The 16,627-nt window shown below is 62.9% G+C and carries 12 protein-coding genes; 9 read left to right on the forward strand and 3 right to left on the reverse strand.

From position 1 onward, the window contains the following. Window positions 1–1,485 (reverse strand): penicillin-binding protein 1A (locus VFE81_RS04970; protein WP_325043531.1); only part of this gene is annotated, 1,485 nt, incomplete at its 3' end. A gap of 253 nt (window positions 1,486–1,738) precedes the next feature. Between VFE81_RS04970 and pilM the strand changes: the two genes are divergently transcribed. The 7 genes from pilM (at window position 1,739) to VFE81_RS05005 (ending at window position 9,235) form a co-directional block, all read left to right on the forward strand. After that, window positions 1,739–2,731 carry a type IV pilus biogenesis protein PilM gene (gene pilM / locus VFE81_RS04975; RefSeq protein WP_325043532.1) on the forward strand — a complete coding sequence of 331 codons (993 nt, stop codon included), beginning with the start codon at window positions 1,739–1,741 and terminating at the stop codon, window positions 2,729–2,731. After that, window positions 2,731–3,456 (forward strand): fimbrial assembly protein, encoded by a 726-nt coding sequence (locus VFE81_RS04980; protein ID WP_414695548.1) that lies wholly within the window; start codon window positions 2,731–2,733, stop codon window positions 3,454–3,456. Before pilM ends, VFE81_RS04980 begins: the two co-directional genes overlap by 1 nt. After that, window positions 3,453–4,376 carry a type 4a pilus biogenesis protein PilO gene (pilO, locus tag VFE81_RS04985; protein ID WP_325043534.1) on the forward strand — a complete coding sequence of 308 codons (924 nt, stop codon included), beginning with the start codon at window positions 3,453–3,455 and terminating at the stop codon, window positions 4,374–4,376. Before VFE81_RS04980 ends, pilO begins: the two co-directional genes overlap by 4 nt. Window positions 4,377–4,612: 236 nt before the next feature. Then, on the forward strand, window positions 4,613–6,217 hold the full coding sequence (gene pilQ, locus VFE81_RS04990) for a type IV pilus secretin PilQ (RefSeq protein ID WP_325043535.1): 1,605 nt from the start codon (window positions 4,613–4,615) through the stop codon (window positions 6,215–6,217). Window positions 6,218–6,323: 106 nt separating this feature from the next. Beyond that, window positions 6,324–6,875: a shikimate kinase gene (locus VFE81_RS04995; protein ID WP_325043536.1), complete on the forward strand. Its 552-nt coding sequence runs from the start codon at window positions 6,324–6,326 to the stop codon at window positions 6,873–6,875. Next, window positions 6,875–7,960 carry a 3-dehydroquinate synthase gene (gene aroB / locus VFE81_RS05000; protein ID WP_325043537.1) on the forward strand — a complete coding sequence of 362 codons (1,086 nt, stop codon included), beginning with the start codon at window positions 6,875–6,877 and terminating at the stop codon, window positions 7,958–7,960. The genes VFE81_RS04995 and aroB overlap by 1 nt, the downstream gene beginning before the upstream one ends. A gap of 123 nt (window positions 7,961–8,083) precedes the next feature. Then, on the forward strand, window positions 8,084–9,235 hold the full coding sequence (locus VFE81_RS05005) for a deoxyguanosinetriphosphate triphosphohydrolase (RefSeq protein WP_325043542.1): 1,152 nt from the start codon (window positions 8,084–8,086) through the stop codon (window positions 9,233–9,235). Between the two features lie 170 nt (window positions 9,236–9,405). Here the strand turns inward: VFE81_RS05005 and VFE81_RS05010 are convergent, their stop codons facing one another. Together VFE81_RS05010 and VFE81_RS05015 are read right to left on the reverse strand one after the other, a co-directional pair. Beyond that, on the reverse strand, window positions 9,406–9,786 hold the full coding sequence (locus VFE81_RS05010; RefSeq protein ID WP_325043538.1) for a DUF883 family protein: 381 nt from the start codon (window positions 9,784–9,786) through the stop codon (window positions 9,406–9,408). Window positions 9,787–10,126: 340 nt separating this feature from the next. Further along, window positions 10,127–10,852 carry an OmpW/AlkL family protein gene (locus VFE81_RS05015; protein ID WP_325043539.1) on the reverse strand — a complete coding sequence of 242 codons (726 nt, stop codon included), beginning with the start codon at window positions 10,850–10,852 and terminating at the stop codon, window positions 10,127–10,129. 187 nt (window positions 10,853–11,039) lie between these two features. On the opposite strand from VFE81_RS05015, the gene VFE81_RS05020 reads away from it, so the two are divergent. Together VFE81_RS05020 and VFE81_RS05025 are read left to right on the forward strand one after the other, a co-directional pair. Then, window positions 11,040–11,747, forward strand: a complete 708-nt coding sequence (locus VFE81_RS05020; protein ID WP_325043540.1) for a transposase — start codon at window positions 11,040–11,042, stop codon at window positions 11,745–11,747. Window positions 11,748–12,043: 296 nt separating this feature from the next. Continuing rightward, window positions 12,044–16,627: glutamate synthase-related protein (locus tag VFE81_RS05025; protein WP_325043541.1), on the forward strand; the 4,584-nt coding region annotated here is incomplete at its 3' end.

Below are 16,627 nucleotides of genomic sequence, written 5' to 3' on the forward strand. Positions count from 1 at the left end.
CCCCTTTTCAAGCGATGCAGAATAGATGAACGGCTTGAAGCTCGAACCCGGCTGACGCCACGCCTGGGTCACATGGTTGAACTTGTTCTTGTTGAAGTCGAAACCACCGACCAGCGCGCGAATCGCGCCATCTTGCGGCACTACCGAAACGAACGCGCCTTCCACTTGCGGCAACTGGGTGATCGACCAGTTGCCGCCGTCATCCTTCACGAGGCGAATGATCGCGCCGGGCCGCACGCGTTGATTCGGCTGCGCGCGCGTGCCGAGCGCGAACTGCGCGAAGCGCAGGCCGTCGCCCTGAATGGTCGCGACGTTGCCGTCGATGAAGGTGGCTTGCACCTGCTTCGGGCTCGCCGCCGTCACCACCGCGGCAATGAGTTCGCCGTTGTCGGGATGCTCGAGCAGCGCGTCGTCGATGGCCTGTTCGCGGTCGTCCGCATCGGACGGCAAATCGATGAACGCTTCCGGGCCGCGATAGCCGTGGCGCCGTTCGTAGTCCATCAGACCTTTGCGCAGCGCCCGGTAAGCGACGTCCTGATCGGCCGAGTCGATCGTGGTCACGACGTTCAGGCCGCGCGTGTACGCCTCTTCGCGATACTGCGCGTACATCATCTGCCGGACCATTTCCGCGACGTATTCCGCGTGCACGCTGAACTCCTTGCCCGCGCCCTTGACGACCAGCGCCTGCTTGCTTGCTTCCTCGTACTGTTCCTGAGTGATGTAGTGCAATTCGTACATGCGCTGCAGGATGTACTCCTGACGGATCTTCGCGCGCTTTGGATTGACCACCGGGTTATACGCGGACGGCGCCTTCGGCAGGCCCGCCAGCATGGCCGATTCCGCCAGCGTCAAATCCTTCAGATCTTTCCCGAAGTACACCCGCGCCGCGCTTGCGAAGCCATACGCGCGCTGGCCGAGATAGATCTGATTCATGTACACCTCGAGAATCTGATCTTTCGTCAGCTTCGATTCGATCTTGTACGCGAGCAGCATCTCGTAAATCTTACGTGTGTAGGTCTTCTCACTTGAAAGGAAGAAGTTGCGCGCCACCTGCATGGTGATCGTGCTGGCGCCTTGCGTGGCGTGGCCATTGGTCAGTGCGACAAAGCCGGCTCGTGCAATGCCTGTGAGGTCGACGCCGCCGTGATCGTAGAAACGCGCGTCTTCGATTGCCAGCACGGCTTTCTTCAGGCTGTCGGGCACGTCCTGGATATGGACGATGTCGCGCCGCTCTTCACCGAATTCGCCAATCAGCACGTGGTCGGCCGTATAGATGCGCAACGGCACCTTCGGGCGGTAGTCGGTCAGCGCGTCGAGCGACGGCAGGTTCGGCGTTGCTACCACCAGCGCATAACCGAGCACCAGCAGCACGCACAGGATGCCTGCGACGATAAGACCCACAAAGCCGATGATGAGCTTGAGCCACAAGGGGCGTTTGCGCTTCTGCGGCGCAGGCGGCTGGGACGTAGGAGACGTTGATTGCATATGGGCACCAAAAAACAGTCCCGCGATTATAGCCGTCTCGCTTTTCAGCTTTCGGCATGCTTACTGACAGTTCTTGACAAATCGCCGTGCCGCGCAGGAATGACTTCACTGTAGACGCTTTGGTGGCGTGCGGGGCGCACGTCGCTCAACGTTAGCCATTCGGCTGAGTGTCGCGCGGCGGCGCGGCTACGCACAATTCTCCCTCGTTACTCGCGTTCGAATAGTTCGCCGCGTGAGTCTGAGGGAGGGCGTGATGACGTTCAAAAATTCGTGGCTTCAAGGTGTGCAACTCGGTGCGCAGCGTTTTGCTGCGGGAATCGATGTGGGTTCGCAGGCGGTGCGTCTGGTCGTGGTGAGTCAGCATTCGCGCACACGTACCGCGCTGCATATCGAATACGTGTGCACTGTGCCGCTTGGCGCCAGTGCGATGGCCGGCAGGGAGATCGCCGACCGGCATGCGGTGGCGCGTGCGTTGCGCGACGCATTTGCCGGCCTGCCGCACGCGTGTGCGACGCAGGCATTGCGATGCGCGATGGCGCTGCCCGCCTCGGCCACGCTGACAACCACCGTGCCGCTTACACAGCTCGCCGCGCTGAGCGGTTGTGCGGACGACGGCGGCCATGAGCTCGCCGAACTCGAGCCGGCGGTGATGAGCGAAGTCGAGCGTATAGCCGGCCTCGAGCGACATGCATTGGCTGTCGACTGGTTCGTCGACGAAACGCGTTCACCGATTCGTTCGGTGACGATTGCCGCAACCGCACGCCAGCATCTCGAAGCGCGTATCGAATGCGCGGCGACTGCCGGTATCTCGCTCACCGCGATCGACGGCGAGCCGCATGCGGCTTTGCGCGCAATGCGTTACGCGGCGAGCCACGAACTCGATCCGCACGAGCCATACGTTGCGCTGTGGATCGGCGCGGACGGCGTGTACGGCTGGCGCATCGTCGACGACTGCCTGGTCGGTGAAATGCGCTACCCGGCGCCCGAGCACACCGATCTCGCCGACGCGTTGCGCGATCTCGTCCACGGCCCCGTACTCGATTGCGCGTTGTTGAGCGGTGAGGTCGATTTGCTCGACGGCGTGGGTTTCTCGATTGCGGATATAGCCGACGTGTTGGGCTGCACCGTGCTGCCGTTCGAATGTGCGGCGCTTGGCGGGCTCGCACGTCAACTGCACGATCCGTTGCTGCACGAGCCTTCCGCCGCGGTCGCATTCGGACTTGCGCTGCGCGGGGTGCTCGAATGATGCGCGGCCTGCGTTTCGGTTTGGATCCGGCGGGCTCGAACACGCGGGCGTTTACGCGTGGCGCGCGCCTCGCACGGCCGTGGCTCGGCGGCTTCAATCTGCTGCCGTACAGGCAACGCAATGCGCGGCTTGCGCGTGGGCGGCGTCTGCTCGAATGGGTTGCCGCCGCGCTCGCCGGTTTTGCGGCTGTGCTCGCGGTAGTCGGATGGCAGGCATTCGAAAGGGCTCGGATCGATGCGCAGCGCGCGTCGATCGAGCAATCGCTCGCGCAACTGGCCATGCCGCTCAGGGAGCACGCCAGGTTACTGCGGGCGCAAGACGAACAACGCAAAGGCGCGGCGCGTGCGATGACCTTGTCCGGGCCGCTTACGCATTTGCGCGATCTGCTGGATGCGTTGAGTTTCGAACCTGGTGATGGCGTGGTGCTGCAGCAATTGCGGCAGCGTGAGCACGAGACAGAGTTGCTCGCGACCTCGCGCGGACATATCGCGTCGGCCGAGTGGCTCAAACGCCTGAGCGCGATCCGCGGCGTGACGGGCGCAGGGGTGAGCGACCTGCATCGCTCGACGCCCCGCAGCAATGCGGTCGCAGCAACCGGCGTTACCGGCCCTATCGAATTTGGAGCGCACCTGCGCTGGGACCCGCCGCCGCAGAAACCGGCCCGTGTGTCTGGCTTGGTGACACAACGTCCCGTGAAGTCTGAACAATCAGGAGGTGCGAAATGAGTACGACTTTTGTCGAGTTCGGCGGCGCGACAAGCGCGCGGCCCTCTTCTTCCCAGTGGATGAAGCGTGTGCGTTTGCCGCTCGCGGCCTGGAGTCGTCGGCGCCGTTGGGTGGTCGCGGTGATGATCGCCGCAGTGGTGTTTGGACTCGGTGCGCACGGCTGGGTTGTCGCCGATCTCGGCGGGGTCGAGGCAAGCCGTACGGCATTGGAGGCGGCCACGCAACATCTCGCGGATGCGCGCCGCGCGCTGGCGCAATTGCCCGCGCTGCGCCGGCAAGCTGCCGCCACGCCGGGCGCACAATTGCCAGCGTCATGGACCTCCGCGGACGACGTGCGCATCGTGTCCGAACTCGCGGCTCAGAATAGCGTCTCGCTGCTTTCCGTAGAACCGGGCGCTGCCAGGGGCTCGGACGCCGAAAGCATGCGTCCTATACAGCTCACTGCGCACACCGATTTCGTACACCTGATGGCATTCCTGCGCGGACTGTCGGATCTACCGGTGCTGATCGTTCCCGTTGACGTGACGGTAAATCGCGATGCCGCTTCGTTAGCAGTGAGGGCAACGCTGCATGTATTCAGCGCGCTGAGGCCAGTGCCTTCAACTGCTACTGCGGATGCGTTTGCCGACGATAGTCTCGATTCTGACGACGAAGAAGACATCGTGTTCTTCGACCCGTTCTCGCTTCCGCAGATGCTCGCATCCGGCGAGCCACAGCCTGACGCTTCGCAACTACGCCTGGTCGGTTTGCTGCACGATCGTGCACGCGGGTTGGCCTTGCTCGAAACGCCGGATGGCGCGACCATTGTCGTGTCGGGCCAGCAACTCGGTACCGAGCGCGTCACGCGGCTCGACGCGCTCAGCATCACGCTGGCTAACGGCGGCGCGACTCGCACGCTGGCACTGACGGAGGCGTCCTGATGAGGCTGATGAAGCCGTTCGGTCTCGCTGCGTCGCGCGTCGGCGTTCGTGTGTGTTTTGGCGTTGGTGTGTGCAGTGGTCTGTTTGGATGCGTGTGTGGAAGTCGGCTTCAAAGTCCGCTTCAAAGTCCGCTACACAGCCCGCTACACAGCCCGCTTCACAGCCCGCTTCGTAGTCCGATCCGCGACACGCTTCACGGTGCGCTTCATCGCCCGATCCGCAGCCTGGTCGCTGCTATGGCGATAAGCGCCGGTATCGCGCACGCATCGACCCCACCGCTGCCGCCACTGCCCGCATACATGCCGCTCGACGACGCCATTGCGCCGCCCGATGCTCGATACGATGTACTGCCGCTGCCGCGCGGCATCGCTGTCGAATTACCCAACCCATTCCGCGACGATTCCGCCGACGAGCCCGGCGTATCAAGAGCGGCGGCAACCGCCGACATCGGACGCGCCGACGACCTCGCCGGTGACGCAGACGGCTCCGTACCGCTACGGAGGCAATCGGCAGCCTCGGCGCGTGACGACATCACCGGAACGTCCGGGCTCGAAGGGCCGCCGGTACCGCTGCCTCCGCTCGCGCGCCTGAGCGACGCGCCGAAAACGCCTGCAGACGCCAAACTCGCCGCCGACGATAAACCGATCTCGCTTAACTTCCAGCGCGCCGAACTCGGCGCGGTGCTCAACGCGTTCGCCCAGTTCACCGGACTGAACATTGTCGCAAGCGAGAGAGTCCGCGGCGCCGTGTCACTGCGGCTCGACAAGGTGCCGTGGCGTACCGCATTCGATACCTTGCTCGACGTCAACGGGCTGGCAATGGAGCGCCATGGCAACGTCATCTGGGTCGCCCCGATCGCGGATCTGGCCACGCGTGAGCGGCAGCGTTTCGAAGCGCACGCTCGGGCCGCCGATCTTGAGCCGCTCGCAAGCCGCACGTTCGAGCTGCATTACGCGCGCGCCGAGGATGTCCGGCGTCTGCTGACCGGCGCCGGAAACCAGCGCGTGCTGTCCAAACGCGGTGCCGCGACGGCCGATCCGCGCACCAATCTGCTGTTCGTCACGGATCTCGAAGGGCGCCTCGCGCAAATCACGGCGTTGCTTGCCTCCGTCGACCGGCCGACCCGTCAGGTATTGATCGAAGCGCGTATCGTCGAGGGCGAGCATGGTTTTTCGCGCAATCTCGGCGTGCGGCTTTCCATGGCGGCCGCCAACGCTGACGGCACCGCCCGAGGCTTGACGGGCGGCAAGGACGGCGCCGTGTACGATCTGTCGGCGCGGCCCATTTCCGGTTTCGACGCCGCCACCGCCGGGCTGACCTTGTTCGCAGCCGGGGCGACGAGGCTCCTGAACATCGAGCTGAGCGCGCTGGAAGCCGAAGGCCGCGGCGAAATCGTCTCGAGCCCCCGGGTCGTAACGGCGGACCGGATGAAAGCGGTCGTCGAGCAGGGCACCGAGCTGCCCTATCAGGCGAAAGTCGGGCAGGGCGTGTCGGGTGTGCAGTTTCGCCGCGCCACGCTCAAACTGGAGGTCGAGCCGCAAATCATGCCGGACGGCCGAGTGGTGCTGGACCTCGACGTCGCCAAAGACAGCGTCGGCGAGCAGACCGACGCCGGGCCCGCGATCAACACCAAACACGTACAAACGCGTGTCGAAGTCGAGGATGGTGGTACGGTGTCGATCGGCGGCATTTACGCGACCGACAACCGGGACGATGTGACGCGAGTGCCGGTCCTGGGCAAAATACCGGTTTTGGGCGCGCTTTTTCGCCATCGGGCCCATCGGGATCAGCGCAGTGAACTGGCCGTTTTCATCACGCCGCGCGTCGTTCAGACAAATTAGGGGCACGCTGCCGCCGCTGTCCAGCGGCGGCCTGCAGGCTCGACAAGGCAGCCGCTTTGCCAGTAAGCTGCGGCACGAACCATACCGGATTAGCCAGAGGACACCGTTGCAAGCGCGGGACGCACACGCCAATGTATTTTTTGTAGGGCTCATGGGGGCAGGCAAAACCACCGTGGGCCGGGCCATTGCGCGCCGTCTCGATCGCCCGTTCTTCGATTCCGATCACGAAATCGAGGTGCGCACAGGTGCGCGCATCCCGGTGATCTTCGAGCTGGAAGGCGAAGCGGGCTTTCGCGATCGCGAGGCGCACGTGATTTCCGACCTGACCGGGCGCGACAATATCGTGTTGGCCACGGGCGGTGGCGCGGTGCTGCGGCCGGAAAACCGCGAAGCGCTGCAAAATCGGGGCGTGGTGATCTATTTGCGCGCCAATCCCCATGATCTGTGGCTGCGCACCCGGCGCGACAAGAATCGCCCGCTTTTGCAGACTGAAGACCCCAAAGCGCGCCTCGAAGCGCTCTACGAAGTACGCGATCCGCTATATCGGGAATGCGCGCACTTTGTGATCGAAACGGGCCGGCCTTCGGTCAACGGACTCGTCAACATGGTTCTGATGCAGCTCGAGATGGCCGGCGTCGCCAAACATCCTGCTTCATAATGGACCGTATGATTACCGTCAATGTCGAACTGGGCGAGCGCGCCTACCCTATCCATATCGGTGCCGATCTGATCGGCCAGACCGCGTTGTTCGCGCCGCATATCGCAGGCAGTTCGGTCACGATCGTCACGAACACCACGGTCGACCCACTCTACGGCGACAAGCTGCGCGCGGCGCTCGCGCCGCTCGGCAAGCAGGTCTCCACGGTTGTTTTGCCGGACGGTGAAGCGTACAAGAACCTCGAAACGCTGAACCTGATTTTCGACGCGCTGCTGGGCTCGCGCGCCGATCGCAAGACCACGCTGATTGCTCTCGGCGGTGGCGTGATCGGCGACATGACGGGGTTTGCCGCGGCCTGCTACATGCGCGGCGTGCCGTTCATCCAGGTGCCGACCACCTTGCTGTCGCAGGTCGATTCGTCGGTCGGCGGCAAGACGGGCATCAACCACCCGCTCGGCAAGAACATGATCGGCGCGTTCTACCAGCCCCAGGCCGTGATCGCCGACATCGGCGCGTTGCGCACGCTGCCGGCGCGCGAACTGGCCGCGGGCGTCGCTGAAGTGATCAAAACCGGCGCGATTGCCGATGCTGGTTTCTTCAGCTGGATCGAAGCAAATGTCGAGGCGCTCAATCGCTGCGAGCCGGAAGTGCTGGCCGAGGCGGTCAAGCGCTCGTGCGAGATCAAGGCATCGGTCGTGGCGCAGGACGAGCGCGAAGGCGGACTGCGCGCGATCCTCAATTTCGGCCACACCTTCGGCCACGCGATCGAAGCCGGGCTCGGCTACGGCGAGTGGCTGCACGGCGAGGCGGTCGGCTGCGGCATGGTAATGGCGGCGGATCTGTCGGTGCGCATGGGCTATCTCGATGAAGCGGCGCGCAAGCGTCTGGTCGACGTGATCGTTGCCGCGCATCTGCCTACCCGAGCGCCTGCACTCGGCGATTCGCGTTACGTCGAACTCATGCGGGTCGACAAGAAGGCGGAAGCCGGTGCGATCAAATTCATTCTGCTAAAGCGTTTCGGTGAGACGCTGATCACCCAGGCGCCCGACGCCGAGGTGCACGCCACGCTGGCCGCTGCCGTCTAGTGACGGCCGGGCACTGCAGCGGAGCTCCACGCACCAGCGTCACGAGGCGCCGCCCATGTTTCGGAGAATCCGGTGACTGACAGGCGCAGCGACGATGTAAAGCATGACCCGGCAGGCACGCCCGTGAGCGGCGTGCCGTCGCAGGACGCACTCGAAGCGCATCTCGCGCCGTATGCAGCACATTCCTCCCAATCGCGCGGTCGCCGCTATCCCGAAGCCGCGCCCAGCGCGCGCACGGAATTTCAGCGCGATCGCGACCGCATTGTCCACTCGACGGCGTTCCGCCGACTTGAATACAAAACGCAGGTATTCGTGAATCACGAGGGCGACCTGTTTCGCACGCGACTCACCCATAGCCTGGAAGTCGCGCAGATCGCCCGTTCCGTCGCTCGCAATCTGCGGGTCAACGAAGACCTCGTCGAAGCCATTTCGCTTGCGCACGATCTAGGCCATACGCCGTTCGGTCATGCCGGCCAGGACGCGCTGAACGAATGTATGCGCGAACATGGCGGCTTCGAGCACAACCTGCAAAGTCTCGCGGTGGTCGACGATCTGGAAGAGCACTACGGCGCGTTCAATGGCCTGAACCTCTGCTTCGAAACGCGGGAAGGCATTCTCAAGCACTGCTCGCGCGAGAATGCGCGGCGGCTCGGCGCGCTCGGCGAGCGTTTTCTGGACGGGCGGCAGCCTTCCATCGAGGCGCAGATCGCCAATGTCGCCGATGAGATCGCGTACAACAATCATGATGTCGACGACGGCTTGCGCTCGGGCTTGCTCACCGTCGCGCAGCTTGCCGAAGTGGAGTTATGGCAGACGCACTACGCGGCGGCGCGTGGCGATTTCCCGGAGATCGAAGGGCGCCGGCTGATTCACGAGACCGTGCGCCGCATTATCAATACGCTAATCGTCGACCTGATCGATACGACCTCGCTCAATCTTGCACGGCACGCGCCAGACTCGGTCGACGCGGTGCGCGCCGGGCCACCGCTGGTCGCGCATAGCGAAGCGGTCGCCGCGCAGGCGGCGGCGCTCAAGCGCTTTTTATTCAAGAACCTGTATCGCCACTATCGCGTCATGCGTATGGCCAACAAGGCACGCCGCGTGGTGGCCGGCCTGTTCGACGCGTTCACGGAAGACTCGCGGCTGTTACCACCCAGCTATCAATCCACTGACGCGTCGCTGCAGCCGCGCCTGATTGCCCACTACATCGCGGGTATGACGGATCGGTATGCGGTGAAGGAGTATCAGCGGCTGTTCGTGATCGACGACAACTGATCGAACTGACCAAAGTGGCGCCAGCCGGCGTTGCTGCTCGATAAGCGCGGCACAAACCGGCGCCGACCCTGAAATCCAACGCCGGCGCAATCCCATTCCCGCAATCCAGGCGCGCCTGCGCTGCGGCCCGTCTCGCCGCTTGGTGCCGCCGGCTCAACGCCACCAACCCCCTAGCGCAGCCGCGACGCGAACAGCGCACCGGCTATCAGCGCAACGCCGCCGACGATCGCTATCGTTTGCCACGGGTTTTCGTGCACGTAGTCGTCGGCGTCGGAGATTGCCACTTCGGCGCGTTCCCGCATGGCTTCGCGGGTGTCGTTCAAACGGCCACGCGCGGTATCGAGCTGCTTGCGCAATTGGCCGCGCAGCGCCACCGCGTCTGCCTGGGTCCCGTCTGCCAGCGTGGACTCCAGTTCCGACATCAGGTGGCGCAGCTCGCCTGCGATATCTTCGGCCGCATGGCGGCTATGACGGGCGATACGCCGCGCACGGCGGCTGGTGGTGGTCCAGGATTCGCCGAGGGCGTCTCGTGTGTTCGGAAGTGCTGTCATGGTCGCTCCGTCGATGAGGGTGAAAAGATCCCACGCTGCCACGCAGACACACGTTGCCACGCAGGAAACACCTTGGGAATGCAACTTCGGTGCCAAACGCGCAGCCCCTGTGCGCCGTGGCGTCGACTCACATTCCTCAGCAGATATTGCATGGGCCGACCCGATAACGGGTCAAATTTACAAACACCCGCCTGCGGCTGCGTGACCGGCCTCCGCACGCCGCGAACGGTCCCCTAAAGCGTGCCCAAAATAAAAAACGCCGCCATTGGATATATGACAGCGTTGTCCAAGCCACGAAAATTCGACTACCCTAACTTAACGGCCCCAATTTCGTGACGCGTTAGAAACGGTAACCGATGTTGACGTAGGTAACGATCGGGTTCAGCTTGATCTTGGTTTGCGATTGCACATTCAGCGTTCCGACCGGCGTGCTTGCAGCGGTGTTCAGCTTGGCGGTCGTGCTGAGCGGCAGGTACGAAATCGAAACGCCCGCGAACCAGTGCTGGTTGAACGCATAGGTGAAACCCGCATTAAACACCGGCTCCCACGAACTATCCGTAGTGACACTGGTCGGACCATGCAGGACGTTTGCTTCGAATGCGCTATTGGTGATTCTTTCGTCGGAGAACCAGATGCGGCTCACACCAACGCCGAGATACGGGCGGAACGTGGCGGTCGGAGCGTTGAAGTAGTACTTGAACAGCAGAGTCGGGCTCCACTGTTTTGCCTGACCGAGCTTGCCGAATTGTTCGAGGCTACCCGTGCCGTTCAGGTCGAACGAAGGCGGATAGCCGATCACGAATTCGGTGGCGATATGATCGGTGATGAAGTAGCCGGCAGTCAGGCCGATAGTATCGGCCGAACTCAGTGATGCGCCGGTGTTGGGTTCGGTGATGTTGGTCGGGCTGCCGCCTATGCTTGTCACTCTCAACGGTTCGCTGCTCGATTGAGGCGCAAGATGGAACCAGCCTGTCGTGACGTAAAAGCTGCCGGCCGATTGCGCGTGCGCTGCTGTGCTCATGCAGGCTAGCGCGGCGATCCCCGTTACGGCCTGTTTTAATTTCATATGTGCTCCTCCAGAAAAGGCCCGCTCATTATGACTACAACGTTTGAAACAAACCATACGCGGCGGTTAGAGCTTTCTCCCTAGGCTCCGCGCGGTTTCTGGCTTAGCCGCGCTGCGCCGAACCCCGGGCGCGCACGGTTCTTCGGACCTTCGGGTATGTACCAACGCGACTATTGGATACTCCAGCATGGCACGGCTTGCACGTCTCTATGTCCCTGACCAGCCGCAGCACGTCATCCTCCGTGGACTCGATCAGCAGCCCGCATTCGTCGACGACCAGGACTACGAGCTTTTCATCGACTGTTTGAAAGCGGCTTCGCGCGACCATCACTTATCCATCCACGCGTATGCGTTGATGCCTGGCGCTGTGCAACTGCTCGTCACGCCGACTGAAGAGTCGAGCTTGCCGAAGGCGATGCAGGCGGTGGGGCGCCGCTACGTTGCGCACTTCAACCGGCGATACGCACGCCGCGGCACCTTGTGGGAGGGGCGCTACCGTGCCACGGTGATCGAAGGCGAGCGGTACTTCCTGCTCGCGAGCCGGGTCGTCGAGATGTGTCCGGTGCGAGCCGGGCTCGTGAGCGCGCCCGAGGACTACCGCTGGTCGAGCTATCGTCACCACATCGGCCTGACGCTCGACAGCCTGATTACCGACCACCCGTTGTACTGGTCGCTCGGTAATACGCCATTCGAACGGCAGCGCGCTTACCGTGAACTGTGCGAGCAGCCGCTCGACGAACGCGAAACCAGTCAGCTTCAGCAGGCCACCCTGAAAGGCTGGGTTCTGGGCAGCGATACGTACCGCGAATGGGCGGCGCGTGCCGCCAACCGGCGCGTTTCGCCGCTGCCGCGTGGGCGGCCGCGCAAGGTGCGCGAAACGCCGCAGACGCAATAAAGCATTTCATATCAAAGGGCGGCGCCCGGAACGGCATCTTCGCATGCCGTTTTCTTTTGCACTTTTATGATGTGGCACCAATAAAAAATAGGTGCGATGCACCAACTTGATAATTAGGGATCGACCATCACGTTTTATTTGCTATTCCATTGATTCGTCGCGTATATTCCGAATTCCGGCGGTTTTTGATACGCGTAGCATCAAGCGTGCTGAGTCGCCGACGCGGTTGCGGTGCGAGCTGCGGCAATAGAAAAACGGTTTAACGGCCTGTCCGGCCCCTCACAGACGGTGTCCCCATGAACGACCACCAGCAACCGATTCACCCGGTTCCCGCCGCGCAGGGTCTGTACGACCCGCAAAACGAACATGACGCTTGCGGCGTCGGTTTCGTTGCTCATATCAAGGGCAAGAAAAGCCACGAGATCATCGAGCAAGGCCTGAAGATTCTCGAAAACCTCGACCACCGGGGCGCCGTCGGCGCCGATCCGCTGATGGGCGACGGCGCGGGCATCCTGATCCAGATCCCGGACGGTTTCTATCGTGAGGAAATGGCCAAACAGGGTGTGGTGCTGCCGCCGAACGGCGAGTATGGCGTCGGGATGATCTTCCTGCCGAAGGAACACGCATCGCGTCTCGCCTGCGAACAGGAACTGGAACGCACGGTGAAGGCCGAAGGCCAGGTCGTGCTGGGCTGGCGCGACGTGCCGGTCGACCACACCATGCCGATTTCGCCCACCGTCAAGGCGAGCGAGCCGCTGATCCGCCAGATTTTCATCGGCCGCGGCAAGGACATCATGGTGACCGACGCGCTCGAGCGGAAGCTGTATGTGATCCGCAAGACCGCGAGCCACCGTATCCAGGCGCTCAAGCTCCAGCACGGCAAGGAATACTTCGTGCCGTCCATGTCGGCGCGCACGGTCGTCTATAAGGGTCTGCTGCTGGCAGGCCAGGTTGGCGTGTATTACCGCGACCTGCAGGACGAGCGCACGGTGTCGGCCCTGGCGCTAGTGCACCAACGCTTCTCGACCAACACGTTCCCGGCGTGGGAACTGGCTCACCCGTACCGCATGATCGCCCACAACGGCGAAATCAACACGGTGAAGGGCAACGTCAACTGGCTGAACGCCCGTACTGGCGCGATCGCGAGCCACGTGCTCGGCGACGATCTGCCCAAGCTGTGGCCGCTGATCTATCCGGGCCAATCGGACACCGCCTCGTTCGACAACTGTCTCGAACTGCTGGTGATGGCCGGCTACCCGCTCGTCCACGCAATGATGATGATGATCCCGGAAGCCTGGGAACAGCACACGCTGATGGACGACAACCGCCGCGCGTTCTACGAATACCATGCCGCGATGATGGAGCCGTGGGACGGCCCCGCCGCCATCGCGTTCACCGACGGCCGTCAGATCGGCGCCACGCTCGACCGTAACGGCCTGCGTCCGGCGCGCTACATCGTCACCGACGACGACCTCGTCATCATGGCGTCGGAAGCGGGCACGTTGCTGATTCCCGAGTCGAAGATCGTCAAGAAGTGGCGTCTGCAGCCGGGCAAGATGTTTCTGATCGACATGGAGCACGGCCGCATCATCGACGACAAGGAACTGAAGGACAACCTCGCCAACGCGAAGCCGTACAAGAGCTGGATCGACGCGGTCCGGATCAAGCTCGACGAAATCGAGCCGAAGGCCGAAGACGTCGCAACGGAACGCCGCGAACCCGCTGCGTTGCTGGATCGGCAGCAGGCGTTCGGCTACACGCAGGAAGACCTCAAGTTCCTGATGGCGCCGATGGCGCAAGCCGGTGAAGAAGCCGTCGGTTCGATGGGCAACGACTCGCCGCTGGCCGTCATGTCCAACAAGAACAAGACGCTCTATCACTACTTCAAGCAGCTGTTCGCGCAAGTCACGAACCCACCGATCGACCCGATCCGTGAAAACATGGTGATGTCGCTGGTGTCGTTCGTCGGTCCGAAGCCGAACTTGCTGGACACGAACAACATCAACCCGCCGATGCGTCTCGAAGTGTCGCAGCCGGTGCTCGACTTCAGGGACATCGCGAAGATCCGCGCGATCGATCAGTACACGGGTGGCAAGTTCAGCTCGTACGAACTGAACATCTGCTATCCGGTGGCCTGGGGCAAGGAAGGCATCGAAGCGCGTCTGGCTTCGCTGTGCGCGGAAGCCGTGGATGCGGTCAAGTCCGGCTACAACATGCTGATCGTGTCGGACCGCAAGACCGACCGCGACAACGTCGCGATTCCGGCCTTGCTGGCTACCGCCGCGATCCACACGCATCTCGTCCAGCATGGTCTGCGCACGAGCGCGGGGCTGGTCGTGGAAACCGGCTCGGCACGTGAAACGCACCACTTCGCGTTGCTCGCGGGCTACGGCGCGGAAGCCGTGCACCCGTACCTCGCCATGGAAACGCTCAGCCAGCTCGCAGCGGGCCTGAAGGGTGACCTGTCGCCGGAAAAGGCGGTCTACAACTTCACCAAGGCAGTCGGCAAGGGCCTGCAGAAGGTCATGTCGAAAATGGGCATTTCGACCTACATGTCCTACACCGGCGCGCAGATTTTCGAAGCGGTCGGTCTGGCTGAAGACCTGGTGGTGAAGTACTTCAAGGGCACCTCGTCGAAGGTCGGCGGCATCGGCCTGTTCGACGTCGCGGAAGAAGCGATCCGTCTGCATCGTGACGCGTTCGGCGACAACCCGGTGCTCGCGAACATGCTCGACGCGGGCGGCGAGTACGCGTACCGCGTGCGCGGTGAAGAGCACATGTGGACACCGGATGCGATCGCCAAGCTGCAGCACTCGGCGCGCAGCAACTCGTATCAGACGTACAAGGAATACGCGCATCTGATCAATGATCAGACCAAGCGCCACATGACGTTCCGCGGCCTGTTCGAATTCAAGTTCGATCCGACCAAGGCGATCCCGCTCGACGAAGTCGAATCGGCGAAAGATATCGTCAAGCGTTTCGCTACCGGCGCCATGTCGCTGGGCTCGATCTCGACCGAAGCCCACGCCACGTTGGCTGTCGCGATGAACCGCATCGGCGGCAAGTCGAACACCGGCGAAGGCGGCGAGGACGTGAACCGTTATCGCAACGAACTGCGCGGCATTCCGATCAAGAACGGCGACACCATGAAGTCGGTGATCGGCGATGAAGTGATCGTCGACATTCCGCTGAAGGACGGCGATTCGCTGCGCTCGAAGATCAAGCAGGTAGCGTCGGGCCGTTTCGGCGTGACGGCGGAATATCTCGCGTCGGCCGATCAGATCCAGATCAAGATGGCGCAAGGTGCAAAGCCGGGCGAAGGCGGTCAACTGCCGGGCCACAAGGTGTCGGAATACATCGGCAAGCTGCGTTACTCGGTGCCGGGTGTCGGCCTGATTTCGCCGCCGCCGCACCATGACATCTACTCGATCGAAGATCTGGCGCAACTGATTCACGACCTGAAGAACGCTAATTCAGCGGCGAGCATTTCGGTGAAGCTGGTGTCGGAATCGGGCGTCGGTACGGTGGCTGCTGGTGTTGCCAAGGCGAAGGCCGATCACGTCGTGATCGCCGGCCATGACGGCGGCACGGGCGCATCGCCGCTGTCGTCGGTGAAGCACGCCGGCACGCCGTGGGAACTGGGTCTGGCTGAAACGCAGCAAACACTGGTGCTCAACCAGTTGCGCGGCCGCATCCGCGTGCAGGCGGACGGTCAGATGAAAACCGGCCGCGACGTCGTGATCGGCGCGCTGCTCGGCGCGGACGAGTTCGGCTTCGCGACGGCGCCGCTCGTCGTCGAAGGCTGCATCATGATGCGCAAGTGCCACCTGAACACCTGCCCGGTCGGCGTCGCGACGCAAGATCCGGTGCTGCGTGCGAAGTTCCAGGGTCAGCCGGAACACGTCGTCAACTTCTTCTTCTTCGTTGCGGAAGAAGCGCGCGAAATCATGGCGCAACTGGGCATCCGCAAGTTCGAAGACCTGATCGGCCACGCTGAACTGCTCGACATGAAGAAGGGCGTCGAACACTGGAAGGCGAAGGGTCTCGACTTCTCGCGCGTGTTCTATCAGCCGCAGGTATCGGCTGAAGTCGCGCGCAAGCACGTCGATGTGCAGGACCACGGTCTCGAGAAAGCGCTGGATCACGTGCTGATCGAGAAGGCGAAGGCCGCGATCGAGACGGGCGAGCACGTCTCGTTCATCCAGCCGGTGCGCAATGTCAACCGTACGGTCGGCGCGATGCTGTCCGGCACGATCGCGAAGAAGTACGGCCACGACGGCCTGCCTGACGACACGATTCACATCCAGTTGAAGGGCACCGCAGGTCAGAGCTTCGGCGCGTTCCTCGCAAGAGGCGTCACGCTGGACCTGGTCGGCGACGGTAACGACTACGTCGGCAAGGGTCTCTCGGGCGGCCGCATCATCATTCGTCCGACCAACGATTTCCGCGGTAAGTCGGAAGAGAACATCATCTGCGGCAACACGGTGATGTACGGCGCGATCGAAGGCGAAGCGTTCTTCCGCGGCGTCGCCGGCGAGCGTTTCTGCGTGCGTAACTCCGGTGCGACGGCGGTTGTCGAAGGCACGGGCGACCACGGTTGCGAATACATGACCGGCGGCACGGTTGTCGTGCTCGGCGAAACGGGCCGTAACTTCGCGGCTGGCATGTCGGGCGGTATCGCTTACGTGTACGACCCGGACAACACGTTTGCCGGCAAGTGCAACAAGTCGATGGTCGCGCTCGATCCGGTTCTGCAGCAGGCCGAACAGGAACGCACGGTCGACAAGGGCTTGTGGCACAGCGGCGCAACCGACGAAGCGCTGCTCAAGGGTCTCATCGAACGTCACTTCCAGTTCACGGGTTCGCCGCGTGCAAAGGCG

Origin of the sequence: Paraburkholderia sp., from assembly GCF_035656215.1 — a bacterium.
GTDB lineage: Bacteria > Pseudomonadota > Gammaproteobacteria > Burkholderiales > Burkholderiaceae > Paraburkholderia.